Origin of the sequence: Streptococcus sanguinis, assembly GCF_001078705.1 — a bacterium.
Lineage (GTDB): Bacteria > Bacillota > Bacilli > Lactobacillales > Streptococcaceae > Streptococcus > Streptococcus sanguinis_D.
Genome location: NZ_CDMW01000001.1, coordinates 1,318,947 through 1,341,029 on the forward strand (window position 1 = coordinate 1,318,947; position 22,083 = coordinate 1,341,029).

General features: G+C 44.6%; 19 protein-coding genes. All 19 read right to left on the minus strand.

What is annotated here, in order from left to right:
* Positions 1–723: a 1-(5-phosphoribosyl)-5-[(5-phosphoribosylamino)methylideneamino]imidazole-4-carboxamide isomerase gene (hisA, locus tag SSV_RS06615; protein WP_176693578.1), complete on the minus strand. Its 723-nt coding sequence runs from the start codon at positions 721–723 to the stop codon at positions 1–3.
* On the minus strand, positions 701–1,324 hold the full coding sequence (hisH, locus tag SSV_RS06620) for an imidazole glycerol phosphate synthase subunit HisH (RefSeq protein ID WP_072074179.1): 624 nt from the start codon (positions 1,322–1,324) through the stop codon (positions 701–703). Before hisH ends, hisA begins: the two co-directional genes overlap by 23 nt.
* 34 nt (positions 1,325–1,358) lie before the next feature.
* Entirely contained in the window at positions 1,359–1,943 is a 585-nt protein-coding gene (hisB, locus tag SSV_RS06625; RefSeq protein ID WP_060553370.1) for an imidazoleglycerol-phosphate dehydratase HisB, read from the minus strand.
* Positions 1,944–1,954: 11 nt separating this feature from the next.
* Positions 1,955–3,247 (minus strand): histidinol dehydrogenase, encoded by a 1,293-nt coding sequence (hisD, locus tag SSV_RS06630; RefSeq protein ID WP_072074180.1) that lies wholly within the window; start codon positions 3,245–3,247, stop codon positions 1,955–1,957.
* Complete coding sequence (gene hisG, locus SSV_RS06635) at positions 3,244–3,888, minus strand: ATP phosphoribosyltransferase (protein WP_072074181.1); 645 nt, start codon at positions 3,886–3,888, stop codon at positions 3,244–3,246. The genes hisD and hisG overlap by 4 nt, the downstream gene beginning before the upstream one ends.
* Entirely contained in the window at positions 3,885–4,874 is a 990-nt protein-coding gene (locus SSV_RS06640) for an ATP phosphoribosyltransferase regulatory subunit (protein ID WP_072074182.1), read from the minus strand. Before SSV_RS06640 ends, hisG begins: the two co-directional genes overlap by 4 nt.
* A 55-nt stretch (positions 4,875–4,929) precedes the next feature.
* Positions 4,930–5,988, minus strand: coding sequence for a histidinol-phosphate transaminase (hisC, locus tag SSV_RS06645; protein WP_072074183.1), 1,059 nt, complete (start codon positions 5,986–5,988; stop codon positions 4,930–4,932).
* Positions 5,989–6,430: 442 nt separating this feature from the next.
* Positions 6,431–6,736 carry a DUF4298 domain-containing protein gene (locus SSV_RS06650; RefSeq protein ID WP_072074184.1) on the minus strand — a complete coding sequence of 102 codons (306 nt, stop codon included), beginning with the start codon at positions 6,734–6,736 and terminating at the stop codon, positions 6,431–6,433.
* 33 nt (positions 6,737–6,769) lie between these two features.
* Positions 6,770–10,444: a helicase-exonuclease AddAB subunit AddA gene (gene addA, locus SSV_RS06655; RefSeq protein ID WP_072074185.1), complete on the minus strand. Its 3,675-nt coding sequence runs from the start codon at positions 10,442–10,444 to the stop codon at positions 6,770–6,772.
* A complete protein-coding gene (rexB, locus tag SSV_RS06660) occupies positions 10,441–13,722 on the minus strand; it encodes an ATP-dependent nuclease subunit B (protein ID WP_072074186.1) in 3,282 nt (1,093 codons plus the stop codon). The genes addA and rexB overlap by 4 nt, the downstream gene beginning before the upstream one ends.
* Before the next feature lie 200 nt (positions 13,723–13,922).
* Positions 13,923–14,234 carry a hypothetical protein gene (locus tag SSV_RS06665; protein WP_072074187.1) on the minus strand — a complete coding sequence of 104 codons (312 nt, stop codon included), beginning with the start codon at positions 14,232–14,234 and terminating at the stop codon, positions 13,923–13,925.
* A gap of 46 nt (positions 14,235–14,280) precedes the next feature.
* On the minus strand, positions 14,281–15,126 hold the full coding sequence (locus SSV_RS06670) for a DUF4300 family protein (protein WP_072074188.1): 846 nt from the start codon (positions 15,124–15,126) through the stop codon (positions 14,281–14,283).
* A gap of 33 nt (positions 15,127–15,159) precedes the next feature.
* Positions 15,160–15,702, minus strand: a complete 543-nt coding sequence (locus SSV_RS06675) for a ClbS/DfsB family four-helix bundle protein (RefSeq protein ID WP_072074189.1) — start codon at positions 15,700–15,702, stop codon at positions 15,160–15,162.
* Positions 15,703–15,731: 29 nt separating this feature from the next.
* On the minus strand, positions 15,732–16,142 hold the full coding sequence (locus SSV_RS06680) for a type II toxin-antitoxin system death-on-curing family toxin (protein ID WP_072074190.1): 411 nt from the start codon (positions 16,140–16,142) through the stop codon (positions 15,732–15,734).
* The gene (locus SSV_RS06685) at positions 16,139–16,375 is read right to left on the minus strand and encodes an AbrB/MazE/SpoVT family DNA-binding domain-containing protein (RefSeq protein WP_002897305.1); all 237 of its coding nucleotides are present in this window, start codon (positions 16,373–16,375) and stop codon (positions 16,139–16,141) included. The genes SSV_RS06680 and SSV_RS06685 overlap by 4 nt, the downstream gene beginning before the upstream one ends.
* Positions 16,376–16,499: 124 nt before the next feature.
* Positions 16,500–18,257 carry a glycoside hydrolase family 13 protein gene (locus tag SSV_RS06690; protein WP_072074191.1) on the minus strand — a complete coding sequence of 586 codons (1,758 nt, stop codon included), beginning with the start codon at positions 18,255–18,257 and terminating at the stop codon, positions 16,500–16,502.
* 235 nt (positions 18,258–18,492) lie between these two features.
* Entirely contained in the window at positions 18,493–19,371 is an 879-nt protein-coding gene (locus SSV_RS06695; RefSeq protein WP_072074192.1) for a phosphotransferase family protein, read from the minus strand.
* 308 nt (positions 19,372–19,679) lie between these two features.
* Positions 19,680–21,221, minus strand: coding sequence for a streptosactin export ABC transporter GggC (gggC, locus tag SSV_RS06700; protein ID WP_072074193.1), 1,542 nt, complete (start codon positions 21,219–21,221; stop codon positions 19,680–19,682).
* 186 nt (positions 21,222–21,407) lie between these two features.
* Positions 21,408–21,971, minus strand: coding sequence for a TMEM175 family protein (locus SSV_RS06705; RefSeq protein ID WP_072074925.1), 564 nt, complete (start codon positions 21,969–21,971; stop codon positions 21,408–21,410).
* Positions 21,972–22,083 lie beyond the last annotated feature (112 nt).

The window sequence follows — 22,083 nt, forward strand, 5'->3', positions numbered from 1 at the left end:
CTAGCCCCTTTCTGCTTCCTTGATCTGCTCTAGGCTAATTCGTCCACTATAATAGGCCTTACCCACAATGGCACCAGCCAAGCCCAGTTTTTTCAGCTCTTCTAAGTCATCCGCTGACTGGATGCCGCCAGAGGCAATGACTTGAGCATCTTTGAGTGCTGCCAGCAATTTTTTATAATGCTGGATATTGGGACCAGTCAGAGTCCCGTCTCGGTCCACATCTGTATAGACAAAGAGACGGACGCCGATTTTTTCCATGGCAAGCGCTAGGCTAATATAGTCCTGACTGCTGGTTTCCAGCCAACCCTCAGTCGCAACCAGACCCTCTTTCGCATCAATGCCAATTACGATTTTGCTGCTTCCAAAGCGCTCCAGCGCAGCCTCGACAAATTCAGGATTCTTAACAGCCATAGAGCCAATAATGACACGGTCAATGCCAACTGCCAGGTAATCTTCAATCTGCTCCAGACTGCGGATGCCGCCCCCGACTTGGATGGCTAGGCCTGTTTCCACTTTAATCTGAGCAATCAAATCTCGATTAGCCGCCCGACCTTCTAAAGCTCCGTCCAAGTCAACCACATGAATCATGGTAACCCCGGCTTCTTTGAAAACTCGAGCTTGCTCCAAGACATCGGGATTGACTACTGTCTTCTGACTAAAATCCCCTTTAAAAAGGCGGACGGCCTGACCGTCTTTGATATCAATAGCGGGCAGTATTTTCATAGACATACTCCTTAAACTTCTCTAGGATACCGAGGCCAACAGCACCAGACTTTTCTGGGTGGAACTGGCAGCCAAAGACAGAGCCTCGGTGGATCATGGCTGGAATAGGCAGCCCATAATCAGCCGTCACATCCAAGTACTCCTCCGGAACATCCGTATAGTAGCTATGGACGAAATAGACTGACTGGCCATCAAGATCAGCTGTCAAAGAAGACGACTGCTGGATTTGTAAGTCATTCCAGCCCATGTGGGGCACAGGCAGACCAGCCTGGTCCGGAATCCGGCGGCAAACACCCGGAATCAAGCCCAGTCCAGAGCTTTGACCATTCTCTAATCCAGACTCCAGCAGGAGCTGCATGCCTAAGCAAATGCCCAAGAGAGGCTTGCCATCGGCCACAGCCTGCTGAATAACTGAAACCAGCCCTCGCTTTTCCAACTCCTGCATGGCAGTAGGAAAAGCACCGACACCAGGTAAAACCAAACCATCAGCGTCCAAAATTTCCTGCGGGTCAGCTGACAGGCGCGCTTCTACTCCGACCTGAGCTAGAGCACGGAGAACATTGGCAGTATTTCCCGCGTCATAATCAATAACAATCATCATCTCTACATCAACTCCTTTCACTCAGAAGGACAAGCTAGAGCAAGCCCTTGGTGGAGTTGACTCCATGAATCTCTGGATTTATCGTAATAGCCTCCCGCAGAGCTCGTCCAGTCGCTTTAAAGAGACTTTCCGCCTTGTGGTGGCTGTTCTTGCCATGAAGGATTTTCAGGTGCAGATTCATCTGCAGATTAAAGGCTAGGGCTTGGAAAAATTCCTCCACCAGTTCGGTGTCAAAATTCCCAAGTTTGGGATTGTCAAAATCAGCCTCAAAAACCAGATAGGAGCGACCGGATAGGTCCAGACTGGCCATGCCCAGCGTTTCATCCATAGGCACAAAGCTAGTACCGTAGCGGTTGATGCCGGTCTTGTCTCCCAAGGCCTGACGCAGAGCCTGTCCTAATACGATACCCACATCCTCGACCGTATGATGGCTGTCTACCCAAAGGTCGCCTTCAGCCTTGACCGTCAGAGAAATCCGACTGTGGCGGGCAAAAAGGGTCAGCATGTGGTCAAAGAATCCGACACCAGTCTCGATAGCTACCGGCTCCTGTTGGTCCAGATTGACAGCCAGCTCAATATCGGTCTCCTGTGTTTTACGCTTAATTTCAGCTTGTCTCATGGCAACTCCTTCTATTTCTCCTGTCTGCGGGCTTCGATGGCCTTGGCATGTCCCTGCAGGCCTTCTGCATAGGCCAGACTGGTAATATCCTTGTCAGCCGCCCCTACAGCAGCACGGCTGTACTGGGTGTACTGAATGCGCTTGATGAAGTCATAGACTCCCAGAGCTGATGAAAAGCGGCTGGTGCTGGTTGTCGGCAAAACGTGATTGGCTCCCGCATAGTAGTCACCAATTGGCTCACTGGTATAATGCCCCAGAAAGACAGAGCCGGCATTTTCAACCTGATCTAGATAGCTGTAAGCATCATCCATGGCAATTTCCAAATGCTCCGGTGCCACCTGATTCATGAGCTCAAACATAGCTTCCTTAGAAGGCGCAAGGATAATGCGGCCGTTATTCTCAATCGAAGCACGTGCAATTTCCTCTCGCGGCAGCTCTTCCAGCTGTCTGTCCAGTTCTGCTTCGACTTGGTCTGCCAGCTCCTCCGAGTCGGTTACTAGAATAGCTCGAGCCAGCTTGTCGTGCTCGGCTTGCGACAGGAGGTCAGCTGCCACATAGACTGGACTGGCTGAACGATCTGCAATGACTCCAATCTCCGAAGGACCAGCAATCATGTCAATTCCCACGACACCATAGACCATCTTTTTGGCCGTAGCCACAAAGATATTGCCCGGCCCAGTTATCTTATCCACCTTGGGAATGGTCTCAGTTCCATAAGCCAGAGCTGCTACACCTTGGGCTCCGCCAATTTGGAAAATCCGATCCACACCAGCCAGCTTGGCTGCAACCAAAATCGCTGGAGTAAAGTGCTCTTGGGGCGGTGTAATCATGATGATTTCTTTGACACCGGCAATCTTGGCTGGAATAACATTCATGAGGACGGAAGACGGATATGCTGCGGTGCCGCCAGGTACATAGGTGCCGACCCGCTCAATCGGTCGAATCAACTGACCACGGACAACGCCCTTACTGGGACTGTCCTCAAAACCAGTCTCCAACTGCTGGCGGTGGTAGGATTCGATATTAGCTTGGGCATTTTTCAATGCGGCCAAGACCCCTGGGTCAATCTCCTCAAAGGCCTTGTCAATTAGCTCCTGCCCAATCTCAAAGTCTGTCACCTCAACCTTGTCAAAAAGCATGGTATAGTCTCTTAAAGCTTGGTCACCGTCTTGTTTGACTCTTTCAATAATCTCAGCCACCGCTTCTTCCACATCTAAGTTTTGTTGACTAAGCTGCAGCTGCTCTTCGTATAAAATCCGTGAAATTTCTTCGTTACTTCCGCTTAAACGTTTGATAATTGTCATTTAAAAGCCACCTCTCTTCTTCCTACTAGGGATTCAATCTTTGCCACAAAAGGCATGATATCCGGGTTATTTTTCAGGGAAGCCTGATTAGCAATGAGCCGGGCTGACACCCGACAAATGTCTTCAAAAACCAGCAGGCCGTTAGCTGACAGGGTATGCCCCGTCTCCACAATATCAACAATGGCATCCGCCAGACCCAGCACTGGTGAAATCTCCACACTTCCTTGGATGGAGATGATTTCCACATCTTCCCCTTTTTGATTGAAATAATCAGTCGCCACCGTTGGGTACTTGGTCGCAATCCGCTTGCGCTTGTGATCATGAGGGTCATAGCTGGGCACCGAGGCCAGTGAGAATTTACAAAGCCCAAAGTTCAGATCCAGCAGCTCCAGATAGCCAGTCGGATGCTCAAAGAGAATGTCCTTTCCGACAATGCCTAGTTCAGCGACTCCATGGCGTACATAGGTCGTCACATCAGGCCCCTTGACCAAGAGAAAGCGAAAGCGACTGTCTGGACTTTCAAAAATCAAGCTGCGCCCCTTGTCTGCCATGAAGGACATATCAAAACCAGCCTGGGTCAAGAGCTTGACCGTATCTTCCTCAATCCGCCCCTTGGTCAGGGCAATGGTAATCTGACTCATCTGCTATCACCTTCCTTTCCGCCCTCGTCCGGTAGGTCATCATGAATAGCTTGATAGACGCTATCAATATCTAAAGACCAGCCGATAGCTGTCAGTTCTGCTGCCCCGAAGCGCTTGAAAAGCTGGTCATAGCGACCACCTGACAGAAAAGCATCTGGCACTCGGTCGCCAAAGACCTTGAAGGTCAATCCAGTATAGTAAGGCATGGCCGCTACCTGCCCCAAGTCCATAATTGTCTGCTCCAGCAAGCCTGATAGGCTCTGCAGAACCTGCTCTATATCATCTAGAGCTGTCAATATTCTCTCGTTATCAACCAGCTCTCTGGCCCTAGCTAAAACCTGTTGGCTAGGACCAAACAAATAGGGCAGCTCCTGCAAAAAATCATCAAATTCACTAGATCTGGTCTGGGTGAATTCAAAGATCCCCGTCCTATTTTTCTTGCGAATATAATCTAGCAGCTGGGCCTCCTCCTGCGAATCCAAGGCCAAACTCGCTAGGATGGTCTGCAGGATCGCCGCATGGGAAAACTCGAACTGATAAGACTTAACCTGCGCTAAATCCAGCGACTGCTTGGCTGTCTTGATAGCCTCAAGCACCGCCTCGCGAGCTGGATAGCCAATAATCTCAATACCAGCTTGGCTGAGCTCGTTGGCAAGACCACGCAGCTCTTCTTGATAGTGAAAAACCTTGCCTGAATAGGAAAACTTGGTCGGCGTATGCACCCTGGTCGAAGCAATAACCCGACCAATCTGGCTGGTCACATCAGGCCGCAGCACCAATAGCTCACCTTTTTTATCAAAAAGATGATAATGATGGGGCTCCACATGGTCACTGAAGACCTCAAAGTGCTCCAAAGTCGGCGTGTCAATCCGATTGAAACCTTGAGCCATCAGAAAATCACTGATGTCCCGCTCAATCTCGTAGGTCACACGTGCCCTCTTGAAAAGCTTGTCATGCATGCCAATCGGAAGGGTGATTTTATTCATAGGCTGCTTTCCTTTCTTGCTCTATTCTTACACTAGCTGGCTCTGAGTCAAACCCTCAGCTGCTGCAAATTTCCTTGATAGCTGCCAGGACTGCTTCCATCTCCTCTCGCTGTCCGATAGAGATGCGCAGAAAGTCTTTGATTCGTTCTGCTTTTGGAAAATACCGCACATAAATCTGACGCTCCTCTAACTGCTGAAAAAGCTCTGCTGCAGAGATTCTAGTTGGCTGAGCTAGGACAAAGTTGGTCTGACTGGGCAGGACTTGGAAATCCAGCGCAGCCAATTCCCCAGCAAACCAATCTCGGGTATCTTGAATGGCTCTACCGGTCTCGAGATAATAATCCCAATCTTCCACTGCCGCAAGAGCTAAGCGCTCTGCTAACATATCCACTGAGTAAGGATTGATGGAGTCCTTGACAGCTTTCATGACAGCTATTAAGTCCGGATGGCCAATGCCGTAGCCCACCCGCAGACCAGCCAAGGCTGCGTCCTTGGAAAAAGTCCGTGTGATAAAGAGGTTGGGATAGTTGTCTAGCAGAGACAGGGCAGATTGACCGCCAAAGTGAATATAGGCCTCATCCACCACCACTACCACATCCTGATTGGACGCCAGAATTTCCTCCAACTGATCTAGCGGCAGATAAATCCCCGTCGGGGCATTGGGATTGGCTAGGATAATGCCGCCATTGTCTCCAAAATAATCTGACGGATGGACCTCAAAACCATCTGTCAGTGGGATTTCTCGAAAAGGCACATGGTAGAGGTCGGCCCAGACCTTGTAAAAACCATAGGTCAAGTCCGGAAATAAGACCGACTCGCCACTGTTAAAGAAAGCCAGGAAAGCCATGGACAAGATGTCGTCACTGCCGTTACCAATAATGAGCTGGTCGGGTGATACACCCAAATTTGCCGCCAAAACCTGACAGAGCTCCGCCTGATCCAAACTGGAATATTTGCGCAAGTCCTGGGCATCAAAATTCTGCAGGGCCTCTGCCACCTTAGGACTTGGCCCATAAGCATTTTCATTGGTATTGATCTTAATCATGTCTGGCTCATTGGGCTGCTGCCCCGCTACATAGGGATTGATTTGCCTGAGACCTTTTAGCTTAACCATCTTGCCACCTCTTATCTTTTAGAACTTCTAATAAATGAAAGACGAAATTTACCGCTTTGCTAAAGGAAAATAGGGGGAACCTTCTGATTTAAATATAATAAAAAGCCCTCGCAAAAAAACTTTGCAAGGACGTTGACACGCGGTTCCACCTTTATTCGGACCCCAGTCGCCTGAGGACCCTCTGGGAGTACGGGACTCCAGATTAATAACGGCAATCAGCCGTCGGACACTAGTCTCAGACTGCTAACTGATTTCGCATCCGCACTCAAGAATGTGTCGTCTAAGGATTGCATGCCGTCTCACCATCAGGCACTCTCTGTTTCTTGTCTTAGACTTTTTCTCTCATCGCTTTCAATTTATTGTTGAATATTCTACATGAATTTTTATTAAAAAGCAAGAGGAAAATTGAAAAAAATTAAATATTTTTTTCTTTCTAAATGTATTAACGCTCTTTCAGCATGACACTAGACAAATCCAACAGATTAATTGCTGTTTCAAAATGCTCCCCCATCAGATCATAGACAGCATCTTCACTTAAGACGCCGCAAGCTATATTTTCAGGGAAATCCGGTCCATTCGAGAACTCTAAATCATCAAAAAATTTCTGATCAGTATAGTAGTCCCTCAGCTGGATATAATCTAACTGGCAGCGCTCCAGCTCAGCTAAAGCTTCCTGAGCACTTGCCAATACCTGAGAATATTTATTCAGGTGCTTTTCCATTCTTTGAATGCGTTCTAACTGTTCCACAGCTTTCCTTCCTTTCTGGACATGACAAACTAATCAATCTACCCTAACCACCTGCATCTGCTCACCGCCTAGCAAAATCAAATATTTTTCAATCTGAGAAATACCATAAGAACGGCTGAGAGCTTGAGCATATAAGTCTAGCTGGCCATGGTAGCGAGCAATCAACTCAGATGGCTCCTTATATTTATCCGTCTTGTAGTCAAAAAGGATAATCCGGTCTTCAAAGAGCAGGTAACCATCCAAAATCCCCCGCAAAACAAATTCCTGACCGCTGGCCTCATCTCTCTTGAGCATGGCAAACGGTGCTTCTCGACGAAGTCTGTCACTGTTCTCAATCAAGAGGAGCCCCAAATCAGTCTCAAAGAAAGATGCAATCTTAGACAGCTGAATCTGCTTTTTGACTGCGTCATCAGCCTGAACCTGAGCCAAGGCAGAACGAAGTACAGCCATGCTGGGACGGCTATCCAAAGGAATCCGCTGCATGAACTCATGAACGGCACTACCGACTTGAGCCCCAGTCACTTTGGCTTTCTTGCCAAAATCAGGCAACTCAAAGCTGGGCTGAGGCCGAAAAGCTGCTCGCTCATCCATGATATCCAGACCGTCCGTATCCATGATTGGCTCATAAAACTTCTTAATCTGGCTTGGAGTTCGCACACTAGGCAGCTCAATAGCAGAACGGTACTGGCTATTCAGTCGATCCACGCTTTCTAAAATATCCAGAGCCCGACGGATATCGTCCGACTGACGATTATCTGCCAAATCATCCGCTGGAAAGAGCACAGGCTCATTAATCTGCCCTATCTCTTGAGCAGTTAGCTCCTCATCAGTAACAAAACGGGTCTCGTAGGCAAGATTCTCATCAGAAAAAACAGCCTGAATGGCATAGAGCCAGTCTTGGAAATTACTGAGCTGGCTGCGCAGACTGGCAGACAAACGCCCTTGCTGGCTCTTGCCCCACTTACGCTTATCCAAGGTCTCTTGACTGCCCTTGCCGACCAGATAAAGCTTGGTTTCAGCCCGCGTCATGGCCACATAAAGCAAACGCATTTGCTCAGACAAACTGGCCAACTGCAGCTCCGCTAGATTCTGCTGATAAGGCAGCGTATCCATGGAAATGCGCAACTGATTTGGCGCATAAGGATCTTCCACAGACACCGATACATCCGCCACATACTTGATGCCGACTCCCTTGGTTCGGCTGAGGATAATAGCAGAGCTGCTATCCTGACGGTTGAAGGCCTTGTCCATATTGAGCAGGAAGACATACTTGAACTCCAGCCCCTTACTCTTATGAATGGTCATGAGACGAACGGCGTCCTTAGGCGCCGCCACTGGCACACTGGCTAGATCGTGCTGATTTTCCAAGATACGGTCTATCATTCCGATAAAGCGAGACAAGCCTTTAAAGCTGGACTTTTCATACTCATTGGCCCGCAAAGAGAGAGCATAGAGATTGGCCTGTCTCTGGGCACCATTGGCTAGAGTTCCCACCATGTCATAGTAGAAACGGTCCTGATAAATCTTCCAAATCAAATCATACAGGGAATGCGTCTTGGAATAGGTCCTCCAGCTTTGCAGGGTTTCATGGAAATGCTGCAATTTTTTCTGCAGTTCCTGGGTGACTAAAGCAGGGTGCAAACCTCTACCTTCAAGGGCATTGAGCAATTTTTCATAGAGATTTTCCTGAGAACGCTCTTGACTGGCCTGCAGGGACAGCCGAGCCAGCTCGTCCTCACCAAAGTCAAACATAGGAGACTTAAGAAGGGCGGTCAAGGCATAGTCATTCAGCGGATTATTGATAGTCCGAAGGGTATCCAGCATGACTAAGACCTCAACCGACTGCAGATAGTTTGCTGAACCATCATCTGGTACCAGCGGAATCTGGTGCTGCTCAAAGGCAGCTAAAATCAAATCATTTCGGGTTCTGGATGCCGTCAGCAGCGTGATATCTTTAAAAGCCACTCCTTCTTCATTGTGCAGGCGAATGATTTCCTTGATGACTAGATCCACTTCCCCAGCTGATACTGCCTGTGGCAAGCCCTCATCAGTCTCCTCTTCCGGACTCTCCTTAGAGCCTTCATAGATTAAGAAAGAAGCGCGGTTAGCTGGATTAGGCTCACGTTTGGCTGGATTTCCCGCCACCAAATAGTGGGTTTCATTGTAGTCAATTTCCCCAACTTCTTCATCCATCAGGCGTTTGAAAACATCATTGGTCGCTTCCAGTACCTCAAGATGACTACGGAAATTTTCCTTAAGGACGATTAGCTTGCCCTGACTGCTATCCTCTTGATAGGCCTTAAACTTATCACTGAAAATCTGCGGGTCAGCTTGACGGAAACGGTAGATAGACTGCTTGATATCACCCACCATAAAGCGATTTTGCCCTCTGGCAAGCAAGTCCAGCATGCGCTCCTGCGTGTGGTTGGTATCCTGATACTCATCCACCATGACCTCGTGGTAGCGTTCCTGATAAAAGCGACGCACCTCTGGGAATGTCTCTAAAATCTCAATAGCAAAATGGCTGATGTCACCAAATTCAAAGGCATTTTCCGCTTTCTTTCGCTCCAAGTAAGCCTGTGCAAAGTCCGCCACAAAGCCCCGCAGAAGCTCAACCAGAGGCAGGCATTCATCCTGATGCTGCTCGATAAAGTCCAGTTGATAAAGCTGCTGGTCAAAGCTACGCAGCCGTTCAATCATAGGCTTTCTGGCTTCATTGTAGTCCTTGGCCATTTCTTTTTTGAGCTCGTCTGCATTCTTGCCAACCCGAGCTGTAAAGGCTTGACCATTGGACAGTTGGGAAAGTGCCACGATCTGCTTGAGAATCTGAGCCGTGTCCTCTATCGATGACAATTCATTCAGGCCTGCTAAGACGGTCAGAGCATCTTGGACATTTTCCTGATACTTGGCGCCCGCAAACTCTCTCCCTTCATGCTCCAAATGGGCGGAAAAGAAAGCTTCCAGCTCCCAAAGGGCTGATTTGATTTGACCGAATATCCTCTCTCTCTCTGCTGCAAAGTCGCTGTGCTCATAGCCATAGAGGAAGGTTTCTTCCAGCCAGCGCTGAGGGCTGCTGGTTGACTGCAGAAAACTGTAAATCCGATAAACTTGCTCCCGGAAACCTGATAAATCCTTGCGCTTACCAGTAAAGTTCTTAACCAAACGGCTAAACAAAGCCTGACGCTCGCTGTCATAGTAACGGTCAAACACTTGGCTGAAAACTTCATTTTGCAGAATCAGCTGCTCACTGGCAGACTGGAGAATTCGAAAATTCGGTGCCAAACCAAGCAGGTAACCATAGCGACTAAGCACTTTCTGGGTAAAGGCGTCCATGGTGCCAATGTCAGCATTGGGCAGGTCAGCTAATTGCTGGGCCAAATGTTGCTTGAGTTCAGGACTTTCAGCCTCTTTCAAGGCCTGACCCAGTTCCTTCTCCAGCCTCTCTTTTAGCTCGCCTGCCGCCTTGACAGTAAAGGTCGAGATAAAGAGCTGGCTGACAGCAACACCTCTAAGAATCTGGTCGATAATCCGCTGGACCATGACAAAAGTCTTACCCGATCCGGCCGAAGCGGAGACCAGAATATTCTGGCCAGAGGAGTAGATGGCCTCAATCTGCTCTGCCGTCTTTTTCTGCGGCTTGTCCGAAGCAGCTTCTTGGGCTTGCTTAAGAGCAATTTCTTCTGCAGTTAAAAAAGGAATTCTCTTCATTTTTCCAGCTCCTCCCTCATCTTTTCTAGCCAGGCCTGGCGCAACTTCTCACCAGTCGGCCGCCTATCAAACTTACTTGCATCCAGCTTTTCTAGCTGGCGTGCCTGTCCTAGGTGGAGATTGGCTTCAAAGCCAGTAATGGCCTTAAACTGCTCTACATAAGGAGCAATGCTTCGCCCATTCTCTGTATAAGGATTGACTGCAAAATGGCCTGATAGAATGCCTTCTGCAGCTTTTTTGTAGAGATAAGCATTGTAGGCCAGCAGCAAGTCCAAGTCTTCCTGACTTAGCAAGTTGGTCTTATTTTTTTCATAGAGCGGACCAAGCTCCTTGACAGCATCAGCCACAAAAAGTCCCTTGTACTGGAGTGGCTTCATAGACTGATTGACTGCATCCGCCAAGGTCTTGGTATCTTTAAGCGCCACAATCGGATCGGTCATCTGCAAATACATGGCGCCAAAAGTTCCCTTATCCTCTTGATAGTCTGCTAACTCCTCAATCGCCGCCAGATAGGTCGGCAGCTGAGAATTAAGCCCATTAAAGAACTTTTCAAAGCTGAACTTAATATCGCCAGACTTATAGTCCACCACTCCCAGACTCTCGGTCTTGGTCAGACGGTCAATCCGGTCCACCTTACCGCTCACGGTCACTGCTCTGCCATTTTCCAAAGTCAGGAAAGGCTTAGAAGCTGACCCAAAGCCAGTCTCCTCGCCAATGGTCTCAATCCCGCTTGGATAAGCCAGCACGCGGCCGGTCGCCCTCGCCGTATCTAGCAAGAGCTGGCAGGCAAAACGGGTCTGTCCTGACTCACTGTAGATGCTCTCAAACTCGGCCTCTCGGCTGGTCTCTTCCATAGCTTGTGCTAAACGCCGGTCAAAATCAGCCGACGAATCATCCTGTAGGACCCTTTCAAAGATCCGGTGGAGGAAAATCCCGTGACTTCGAGCATCTGGATGAATGGTCCACTCTTCCTGCAGGCGCAGAACATACTTGAGAAAATAAGCATACTGATGCCGGAAATATTCGTTTAGAGCTGACGCTGAAAGTCGGAGGGGCTGATCTTTTGGATAAAGAGCTTGCAGAGTTTCAGGTTGCAAAGACTCCGTTTTCAGTTCCTTGCTGATTTGCGGAATGCTGATGCCTTGTGCTGCCAATTTCTTGCGGAGAACCCGCACAGCCACTGCCCAAAAAGTCTGCTCCTCTGCTGTCCACTCTCGATCAATCTCCTCTTGGTGAAGCTCGATGATTTGAGACAGGAGAGCTCGGTAGCTGCCAATATCGTCACTGGAAGCTTGAGGCTTTTTGACAATGATGGGCAAGGAAATCGGTGCTGCAGTCAATTCCAGCAGATAGGTCGACATGCTGTCCTCTACTTCATTGACCAAGGCTGGCGCAGACAAGACCAGCTCTTTGGTCGCAGAATTAATCAGCGACAGGGCTGTATAGCGATTCTTCTTGAGATTTTCTGAGCTGGCAATCTGCAGTTCTGCCTGAGAATCCGTTGTGTCATTGAGTCGAGCCCGGTCTTCATCACTGAGCAGACTCTTGTTTTGCGCGATTTTCGGGAAACGCTCTTGGGTCAGTCCAATCGCGTAGACGTAAGGAGCTGCTAAAGGCTCTATCAGATCATAAGACTGGACCTTGACCACATCTACCGTTGCTGGCACCGTCCGATAGTTAGACAAAAGCATGCCTGATAAGACCAAAGCCAGAAAATCGTCTAGTTTGACCTTACTATCTGCAAAGACCTGAGCAAATTGCTCTAGAACATGGCTGAAAGACTTCCAGACTTCCTCATGACGTTCCTGCTCCTGCTGACTTGCTCCCTGCAGCAGAGCCTTCAAATTGTCAGACAAACTAGCTGCTTTGACAAACTCCGTAAACTTAACTAAGAGCCCTGACGCCGTCTGACTGCGGGATTTGAAAAAGTCTTGCAATGGAGACATAACCCGACGACGAATATGATTGAGACTGTCTAGGTCAAATTTCCCTTGGCTATTAGCCGTGAAATCCTTGGCTAGCTTGCCTGCCCCCTTAATGTCCGCAAAGCGCAAATATTGCTCAAAATGATCCAGCTCCTCCTGAGTCAAATCTCCGTAGAGCCCTGTCTTTAAGAGATTGAGCAGGTCTTCCAGTTGGAAGTTATAGCGCTTGAGCCGCTCCAAGGACTCGACAAACTGAACCAGCGGATGCTGGGCCATCGACTCGCTCCGCCCCAGATAATAGGGAATCTGATAGTGGTCAAAAATGGTCTTGAGCTGAAGCTGGTAAGCTTCCACATCTCCCAAAAGCAGACGAATATCCTTATAGCGCACACCATCATGAACCCGCTGCCGAATGGACTTAGCCACATACTCCAGCTCTTCTTTCTGGTTCATAGTAGCCCAAATCTGAAGCCGCGAGCGGTCTGTCTCACTAAGACTAACCGTTGATTCTGAAAAGTCATAGCGACTCTCCAAAATCTTAGAAATCCGTCCAAAGGCATCTTCTGCTCCCGCATGAGGGATATAGTCAGGCTTGACCTGATAGTCCTCGGCCAGTTTTCGCAGAAAATCCACGCTGGCCTGATAGAGATTGCCCTCACGAAAGGCTGCTCGATAGGCTTTTTGACTGGCATAGGTCCCGATAACAATCTCCACACCTTTTCGATGGAGAAGACCGACTAGGTATTCCTCTTCAGCAGAAAAACGAGTAAAACCATCGATGACCAGGGCTAAATTCTCCAATTCCTCATCTGTATCACCTGACAGAATATGCTGGGCAAAAGCAGCAAGCTGAGAAGACGAATCAAAATCCCCCTTATTCAGAGCAGCAGTCACCGCTGTAAAAATCTTGACCAGATCCTCCCGCTTCTCAGGCTCCTCAAGAAATTCCAAATCCGCAAAGGACATCTGGGCGGTCTGCAGTTCATGGTAAAGATCCATCAGCTGCTGGATAAACTGGGGATCCTTCTTAATCCGGCCATAGACCTTAAGCTCTCCATCATCCAGCTCTGTCAAGGTTCGATAAATCAGCATTCCCAGACCAATATCGTCCAAACTCTGCCCTTGCCGAACATCATTAAGGACAAAATACCGGGCCATCTGGGCAAAGCGCGTCACCGTAATGGCAAAGGAAGCTTTGTTCTTCAGACACTCCAAAACCGCCCGCTCCTTCTCAAAAGATAGCGAATTTGGCGCAATATAAAAGACTCGCTTACCAGCCGCCACCAAGCTCTCAGCCTCAGCCACTAAAACCTTGGTCAAAGAATGGCGAATATCTGTATAAAGTAATTTCATAGCCTGCCTTTTCCTCTAGAAAATATAGGAACATTATACCATTTTTGCCAATAATTCTCATGGAGAATAGTCCCAAAGCCCGATTAAAACCCATCATCTAAAGACAGTCTTAGTGACCATCCTCATCATATCCATAAAAAACGAAAAAGCCACTGCTTCCAGTGACTTCCTATGGCTCTCACTTCTTTCAAAGTAAGTACTCATTTAATCTTATGCTTATTCATCTTTTCTTCAAAAATGCTTGTCATAATCACGCGCAATTCTTCTCTTTCCTTGTCAGGAAGTTCGCCTTGCTGCTTGGCTACAGCATAAAGTTCAGGATATTGCTTAGCAACTCGCTCAACGGTCTTGGTCGTCGCATGCCCTCTCACGAAGAAAGGAATCCTCTTAATCCACTCTTGGGGCACAAGTGCTAAAATCTTTTTAGCAGCTTCCTTATCGGAAATTTCTGCAGTGCTGAGCCCTTGATTGATCTGCTCCTGTTCCTTTTCTGTAAAATCTTTTAATTCCATACGCTTAATCTCCCAGTTCTATTTTCTTAATGCTAACTAAAGCACATTACTTACCCTCTACCCACTTATCATTGTCCATGATAAAAGGTTTGGCCAGACCTTCCCCTGTGTAGTCCTTATATTTTGTCTGCAAGTATTTGTAGACATCTTCCTTGGTCGCAAACTTGATTGCTTGGTATGGCTCTTCAAAGGTCAGCTTTTCGATAAATAAATATCCGTCTTTGTCTGGAACTAAGACACCGACATGGCCTACAAAGAGAGAATCACCGTCAAGATTGTCATGAACAATGACTGAAAGCATCCTTGCTTTTTCACTAAACTTGAACTGCTTGAAGTATTCCTCCATCTTCTTAGCATGGACTTTTACATCTTGAGTCGCTTCAGTCTTGACTCTAGAAAATAAGATATTAAATTCTTCCTTATCCTTGGCATCAAAAAGCTTGCCCTTGTCAATCGAATCATTATCTATGAACAAGAGTTCGTCATCTTTTTCTATTTGAGGGATGTCGATGCTATTTTTCAACAAAGTATAGGTATTAATCCGACAATTTGTCCCGATAAAATCGCCCTTCTTTGCCTGCCACAGAGGATTGATTTTTTCCACATCATATTCGGTTTTGGTAAATTTAGTGAAATCGCCCGTTAATCCAGTAGAGCCAACAAGTCCATTGTAGTCATTGACTAGATTGACAAAGTTATCGACACTGTCTTTATCCAAGTCGGCTGCCAACAAATTCTTAACTTCTTCGACACTCTTTTTACTGTTTAGATTTGAATAAGTCGATGTAGTTTGACTTGTTTCTTTATTTTTCTGCGAACTAGCACATGCCACCAGCCCCAAAGCCAAAGCTAAGCAGGCGCAGGACATGATTATTTTGCTGTATTTCTTCATTCTTATTTCTCTCCACTATTTGTATTCAATTGACTATTTTGCTTTACAATTTTTCTGATGAGCCTTCAACTTTTTTATAGCCCAATCATAATGGCTGGAAGTAGCACTTACAAAATAGGAACCTAGTACAGTCCCTCCGACCCATTTATAGACTTTTTTTGAAAATAATTCTTCGTTTGTAAATGTGTCTGCCAACTTCAAAACATCTTGATGGGACTGATGAAAGATCTCAGTTGCCTCTTTTAGAGAAGTATTTTGATGCTTCTTCCAAAATTCCAGATTCAGCTCTCCATAAGTCTTCCAGTTGTAGGGCGCAGGAAGAAAGGGTTGATCTTGACCCTTTTGATTGGAATGCACCCAATTCAACAAGAGCTGATGCCATTCATAGAGGTGAATCAAAACATCTCTTACATTTTTATCTCGTCTCCAATGGGCCTCTTTCTTCTTTTCATCCCGAGAAAAATCAAAAGGCGTATTTAACTCTTGATCAGACAATTTGGAAATGAGAGTTTGTAACTTCTCATAGTTTTCCTTAGCAGCTAACAGCAAATCTTCTTTAGTTTTCGGTCTAGGCATAAGATTGCACTCCTTTGCATAGTTAAAGCTTAATCGTTATCATTACGAAACGAATGTTCAGAAACCCATTTTGAGTAGTTTTTTAAATTTTGCTCCGACAGGGATTCAACCGCTATTCTTACACACATTTCAACCGCTTCTTCAAGCGTAACAGAAAAATGATAATCGTTTAATCGTAAAAATTTTACTAAAACATAAAAAGCCGTTCGTTTATTAGCACTAGCAAAAACATGCTTTTTTATCAATTGGACAAATAAAATTGTCGCCTTATCAAAGATTGATGGATAAAGAGGTTTCCCAAAAACAAATTGTTCAGGTAAGTTCACAATCATATTTAGTGCTGATGGACTAATCGTCTTGATTTGTTCTTTCGGAGAATAGCGCTGAATAACTAAAGTATTAATCTTTGCAATTTGCTTTTCTGTTAAATAGACTGTCATTTTTCCACCAAAGCTTTAAAAATATCATCGTATTCATCAAAAATATTATCTAAATCCAATTCAAAAGATTCGTCAGAAATATAAGTAACCTGATTTTCAGTCTTTTCTGGAGTAAAGACAATTTCGCCACTCGGTAACAATTTAGCATCGTAATGCACGCCACTCGGAATATTAAATTCACTTGGAATTGTTATTGTTATAGAATTCCCTTGTTTTCTAGTTTTTACTGCCATCTTGCTTCCTCCTTAGGAATATTATAACAGATAATTACAGTAATTACAAAAATAGAATAATCTTTCGACTTCTCTTATCTTATTTAGAATACATCATAGAATTAAGATATTAGCTAAACACATCTCAAATGCAAGACTCATCACAATAAACTACAAATCCCTTTGGTAAGATGACAAGTTTCTCATCATCAGTTTGGCAATGACTCACTAAATCAGCTGAATCTCTGTCTAAGAGATAATTCTCTTTGGACTGATTAAAAATGGCCCGGATTACTTGATGATCATCTTCCCACTCTAAAGCCAGCACATCAGGAGTGATTTCTTCTAGAATATATCTCCCATGCTGAATAATTTCCGCAACATCCTTGCGAAGCTGAATTAAGTTCTTCATAAAATTGAGCATGTCATTGTCATTGGAAACCCGGTCCCAAGGCATGACCCGTCTACAATCCGGATCCATACCTCCGCCCAATTCTAGCTCAGTCCCATAATAAATACAAGGCGCCCCTCTTTGTAAAAAGAGAAAGGCGAGTGCTAATTTGACCAGCTGGATATCACCCTTAGCTGTCGTCAAGATGCGTTCCGTATCATGCGAATCCAAGAGATTAAACATTACTTCAGAAATCTGTTGCTTGTAGTACATGGACTGGCAGTTAATTTCAGATATGAATTGACTGGTCTTCTTGCTCCTGCTCAAAAAGTAGTCCTTGATACTATCGGATAGAGGATAGTTCATAACAGCATGAAATTCATCACCATTTAGCCAAGGCTTAGAGGTATGCCAAACTTCTCCAAGAATATAAAGGTCAGGCTTTTTGGACAAAACGGCCTTGCGGAAATCTCGCCAGAATTGGTGATCAACCTCATTGGCTACATCCAGTCGCCAAGCATCAATATCAAAATATTCAATCCAATAGGTCGCAACGCTTAAGAGATAGTCTTTCACCTCAGGATTTGCCGTATTTAACTTAGGCATATAGCTGGCAAAAGCAAATGTATGATAAGGGAGTTCTTTGTGATTCACAAGCTTGTCATTCATCACTGGGAACTCTTGAATGTGGAACCAGTCTTTGTAAGCTGAATTTTCACCATGCTTGAGAACATCCTGCCATTGAGCGGATTGATCGCCCATATGATTAAAAACCGCATCCAGCATGACCTTCATGCCACGCTGATGAGCTTGGTCCACCAGTTGACGGAAGGTTTCCTTGTCCCCAAAGTGTCGATCAATTTCAAAGTAATCCGTCGTATTGTACTTGTGATTGCTTGGAGATTCAAAGATGGGGCAAAGGTAAAGCCCTGTAATGCCCAAGTCTTGCAAATAATCCAGATGTTCAATAATCCCTTGTAAATCCCCACCAAAGAAATCCGTAGTCTTAGGGCTGATAGCAGCATTCCAATATAACGCTCCCTCTGGAGAAAGGTCAGGATTTCCATTGGCAAATCGTTCTGGGAAAATCTGATACCAGACCGTTTTGGAGACCCATTCAGGAACCTGGCAACCATCAATTTCGTGAATATAAGGCAGTTTAAAACCATTGCCCTCCAAAGCAAGGTTTTCTGGACTATTGTCAGTGAAACCTTTATCTCCATACAAGACACTTTGCCCCTCTTTATCCCTCAGCTCAAAGAGATACTGGAGCCGACCAAAATCAACCGACACTGCTACTTGCCAATAATCAAATAAGGCATCAGAGGTCACTTTGACCATCTCTTTTACATCTTCATAAGAATTCTCAAGAAAAATAAAGGGATCGCCATAGTGCAAAACGATTTTCTCTATATCCTCTTTCTTAGTCCTTATTCTGATATGCACTTGACCTTCTTTATAAAGGTAGGCATACTCCGACTCTGGTCTATGATAAATGGCTGTTAATTCCATATTTTTATCTCCTAAATATTTCTCTTTCTTAAAGTCGCTTCAACTTTATGCAAACGATTCCATAGACTAGCCCTAGTATACTATTTTAAAAAAAGGATTGCAAGCCATTGTTCTCGTTTGGGAATAGGAGATATATCAGGGAATATTAAAGAGCCTTGGAGACAAGGCTTAATAGTAGTTTCAATTTTGAGATTTCATTTAATTCTTTTCTTTTTCCAAATTGATATTCCAACGCTTATTCAGTATTATTCTTGTTCATATACCAACTTGGGACTAATTGGTTCATATAATCATACCATTCTAAAATTTCCTTAGCTTGATTTTGCATTATTGATACTTCTTCTTCTCCATAAGAAATAGCCCATGGAAGAGCACCAACTAGGTTACTTAGAATGTAAACAGCAAGAAGTTTCCAAAATAAATCTGGAACCTTGTCATCAAAATATCCATCTATCATACCTGATGCAAAAAAGGGAGATACTTGAACTGACCACACAATACGATTGAACTCCTCCCAAGGATCTCCAAAGTCAAAACGATCAAAGTCAATCACATAAATCTCACGATCTTCTCCAATTATGAAATTCCCAATATGATAATCACCATGTTGCAAAACTTGGGGTCTATTCTTTAGCAGTTCACGGTTTTCGTTCAAAAAATCAATGAAGACCTGCCCACTTTCATATTGGACGGGACATTCTTTGTATTTGGAGATTTTATCATCAATTTTTCGATTAAAAAAGATTTCCCAGTCTTCACAAACTTCTGTAGCAGGAATTGTATGAATCTTTCTAAGTATCTTTCCTGCTTCTACACCGTATGTGTATTGTTGGTTTTCTGAATAAGTTAAAATGCTATCTATTGCATCTCTTCCATCTATCCACTCGTGTATAGAATGCACTTCGTCACCGCAGAGTTCAAATTTAATCGGTTTACTCATACGAACTCCAAGAAAAGCAACTTTCTCCATTATATCAAATTCAATTCTCTTAGAATCTAACTTCTCTTTATCAGAAACACGCAATAAATATTCTTGCTGGTTCTGGTCGGTAACACAATACTTTTTATCATCTGACCAGCCTTTATTTATGGCTATCTTACTAATAAACTCCATCAATAACTCCTCGATTAACTTTACAACACTACTATATAGTCCAAACTCTAATTCAAGAAAATCGCTTTATTTTTTAAGCTTTTAAAATTATTCAGTCGTTCATTATGTTCTTCAACATAATCTTCGTTTGACATTTTTGTACCGATATTTTAAGACGGAGTTGTTTTTTATTATCCATTACGCCGCTCTTCTATACTCCTTTGTTAACTTTATTGTATATTATAAATGGGAAAAAAGCTAATCATCTTATTCACCAACTCACAAAAAAGAGTGGGCTCTGCCACTCCTTTCTGAAATCTATGTCCCACCTATCTCACCAGTTTTATAACCTTATCATAGCGCTTCAAGTCCTCTTCACTATAATGATGAATCACTTCTATAATTGCTTGTGGGAGAGAGAAGAGAAGCTGGCTGATTTTCTCTTGGTTTTTTAGATCCAGATTGGCCTTGACCTCATCAGCCAGGATAAATTGACGATTGTGATAGAGAGCGCGGGCAATTTCTAGCCGCTGCTTCTCACCACCTGACAGAGTTTGATTGCTAGGTGTTTTCCCTTGGAGATCTTTCAAACCGGTTTGCTGCAGAATCTCTTCCATCCTTACAGAATCCAGTTCTTGCCCCAGAGCGATATTTTCCTCTAGGCTCAATCCGTCAAAGACATGACTGGACTGGAGAATGTAGGCTCCTGCCTGATAGAGTTCATCCGAGCTTAGCTCTTGTCCATGGTAGCGAATCCGAGCTTGACTAGGCTTGATTTCTCCATATATGAGGTTCAGTAAGGTTGTTTTTCCTGATCCGCTTTCTCCGATAATGGCGATCTTTTCCCCTTCCTCAATGGTAAGGTCACAAGGGGCTAGGATTTCTTGACCATCACGCTCTACACTGACTTGCTCTAACTGAATCGGAAAGACGGAACTTGCAAGAACAGAAGGCATCGTCAACTCATCTCCCAGCATGTTTTGATATTTATCACAAAGAGACTTAGCTGATTTTCTAGTATTAATAAAATAAGATAGCTCCTGAAATTGGTAGCCAATATTATGCGATACTAGGTAAATCCCAACAAAGCTGGCTGCAGATAGGTAGTTATAATAGGTCATGAAACCACCAATGACAATAGGCGCAACAGAGCAAAAGGCATCAATTCCATTGATAAAGAGACTGTTTATCGTCCGTTGCTTTTCATAGGCGACTTCTTGCTCTAAAGCCTTGTGCAAATCTTTGGAAAAAAGATTGTAAAACAAGCTTTGTCCCCGATAATGCCGTATGGAACGAGCACCCGCAATCATATTGGTCACTTGAGAGACGTAGCCTTGGTTAGCTAGGGACTTCTGCTTAGTAATCGTATCCAGACGTTTGGAACCTATGCTACTACAAAGAACCGGTATCGAATAAAAAATGATAAAGAGCAAGCCAAGATAAAAATTAGTCCAAAGTGCATAAGAGATGGAGACAGTTGTAAATCCCAAAGAAGAAATGATAATGACAGTCGGCTCAATATAGTTATCTTCTAGTTGTTTCACATCATTTTCCAGGTCGGACAAAACCTCTTCATCTGCTATCCGACGGCTATATAAGAAAGTTTGAAAGATAGCCTGCTTAATCCCCAACTTGAAGTCCGTCAGCACTCGTGCATAGTAATAACGTTTCCCCGCCAAACCTAGCAAGAGAATCAAATTCCCCACAATCCCCCAAATCAAGACCTGCCACAGCAAATGCAACTGGTGATTGGTAAAACTAGAGACAATATACTGAATCAAAGCCGGTGTAATAACAGCCTCCAACCAAGTAATCATAATTGCCACAAAATAGAAGAATAAATACTTTTTAGTCACATAAGATCTAAGCATAGCGTATAAACCTCCTGAAATTATCTACCAACTTAGATGGTCGTTTTTTCTAGACGGGAATATAATAGGAGCCTGAATATTTGAATGAAACCATTAAACGAAACACATGACAATATAAATTCAAAAATCTCAGCATCAAAAGCAGTAAAACCGTTCTCAGAAAGAGCTGCTGAGTTGATTAAACAATCAGACTTTAAATTGTCTCGGGATAACAATAAATAAAAGTGTTACTAGGACTGACAGTCCTACTCCTGCTGGGAAGACTGTCAGAGACAAGATGAGCCCTAACATTTTAATGCCAATATCCCATCGCATCCAACGTTTTCGTTTTTGACGTAGCTCATGCATCTGAGCTACGTTATTCACTTCGTCCAAAGTACGGTAATACCATAATACTGAAAAGGTAATGAGTAAGACGATTACTCCATAGAATGCTTGCATGCTACCATTGTCAAAATGGGTTGCTATGAGCTGTGTGGTATAGGGAAAGAGGGAGGAGAAAAAGAGCATGACAATAGTTGCCCAGACCGTTTTTTGGCTGACCTTTTTAATGAGATGCGAAGATGAATGGATATTAACCCACATAGCTCCCAGCCAAAAGAAAGAAATACCATAGGCAAGAAAATTTGTTCTAAGTTCCCATAGTCCTTGTAAATCAAAGGTTTTTGGCTTTTCCAGCTCCAAAACCAAAATAGTCATAACGATGGCTAACACAGCGTCAATAAAGGCTCCCAAACGTTCCTTTTCCATAATCATTGGTTCTCTTTTCATCAAACAATCCTTTCTATTCCATTCACGTGCCGAACTATATCAGTCACATTATAGTTTTAATTTTATATAAGTATAAGACATTCTGGTATTA

What these genes read in the sequence shown, in the direction of transcription:
- hisA (WP_176693578.1), bottom strand. Translation starts at nt 723, where the DNA reads ATGAAAATACTGCCCGCTATTGATATCAAAGACGGTCAGGCCGTCCGC.
- hisH (WP_072074179.1), bottom strand. Translation starts at nt 1,324, where the DNA reads ATGATGATTGTTATTGATTATGACGCGGGAAATACTGCCAATGTTCTC.
- hisB (WP_060553370.1), bottom strand. Translation starts at nt 1,943, where the DNA reads ATGAGACAAGCTGAAATTAAGCGTAAAACACAGGAGACCGATATTGAG.
- hisD (WP_072074180.1), bottom strand. Translation starts at nt 3,247, where the DNA reads ATGACAATTATCAAACGTTTAAGCGGAAGTAACGAAGAAATTTCACGG.
- hisG (WP_072074181.1), bottom strand. Translation starts at nt 3,888, where the DNA reads ATGAGTCAGATTACCATTGCCCTGACCAAGGGGCGGATTGAGGAAGAT.
- SSV_RS06640 (WP_072074182.1), bottom strand. Translation starts at nt 4,874, where the DNA reads ATGAATAAAATCACCCTTCCGATTGGCATGCATGACAAGCTTTTCAAG.
- hisC (WP_072074183.1), bottom strand. Translation starts at nt 5,988, where the DNA reads ATGGTTAAGCTAAAAGGTCTCAGGCAAATCAATCCCTATGTAGCGGGG.
- addA (WP_072074185.1), bottom strand. Translation starts at nt 10,444, where the DNA reads ATGAAGAGAATTCCTTTTTTAACTGCAGAAGAAATTGCTCTTAAGCAA.
- rexB (WP_072074186.1), bottom strand. Translation starts at nt 13,722, where the DNA reads ATGAAATTACTTTATACAGATATTCGCCATTCTTTGACCAAGGTTTTA.
- SSV_RS06665 (WP_072074187.1), bottom strand. Translation starts at nt 14,234, where the DNA reads ATGGAATTAAAAGATTTTACAGAAAAGGAACAGGAGCAGATCAATCAA.
- SSV_RS06670 (WP_072074188.1), bottom strand. Translation starts at nt 15,126, where the DNA reads ATGAAGAAATACAGCAAAATAATCATGTCCTGCGCCTGCTTAGCTTTG.
- SSV_RS06675 (WP_072074189.1), bottom strand. Translation starts at nt 15,702, where the DNA reads ATGCCTAGACCGAAAACTAAAGAAGATTTGCTGTTAGCTGCTAAGGAA.
- SSV_RS06680 (WP_072074190.1), bottom strand. Translation starts at nt 16,142, where the DNA reads ATGACAGTCTATTTAACAGAAAAGCAAATTGCAAAGATTAATACTTTA.
- SSV_RS06685 (WP_002897305.1), bottom strand. Translation starts at nt 16,375, where the DNA reads ATGGCAGTAAAAACTAGAAAACAAGGGAATTCTATAACAATAACAATT.
- SSV_RS06690 (WP_072074191.1), bottom strand. Translation starts at nt 18,257, where the DNA reads ATGGAATTAACAGCCATTTATCATAGACCAGAGTCGGAGTATGCCTAC.
- SSV_RS06695 (WP_072074192.1), bottom strand. Translation starts at nt 19,371, where the DNA reads ATGGAGTTTATTAGTAAGATAGCCATAAATAAAGGCTGGTCAGATGAT.
- gggC (WP_072074193.1), bottom strand. Translation starts at nt 21,221, where the DNA reads ATGCTTAGATCTTATGTGACTAAAAAGTATTTATTCTTCTATTTTGTG.
- SSV_RS06705 (WP_072074925.1), bottom strand. Translation starts at nt 21,971, where the DNA reads ATGGAAAAGGAACGTTTGGGAGCCTTTATTGACGCTGTGTTAGCCATC.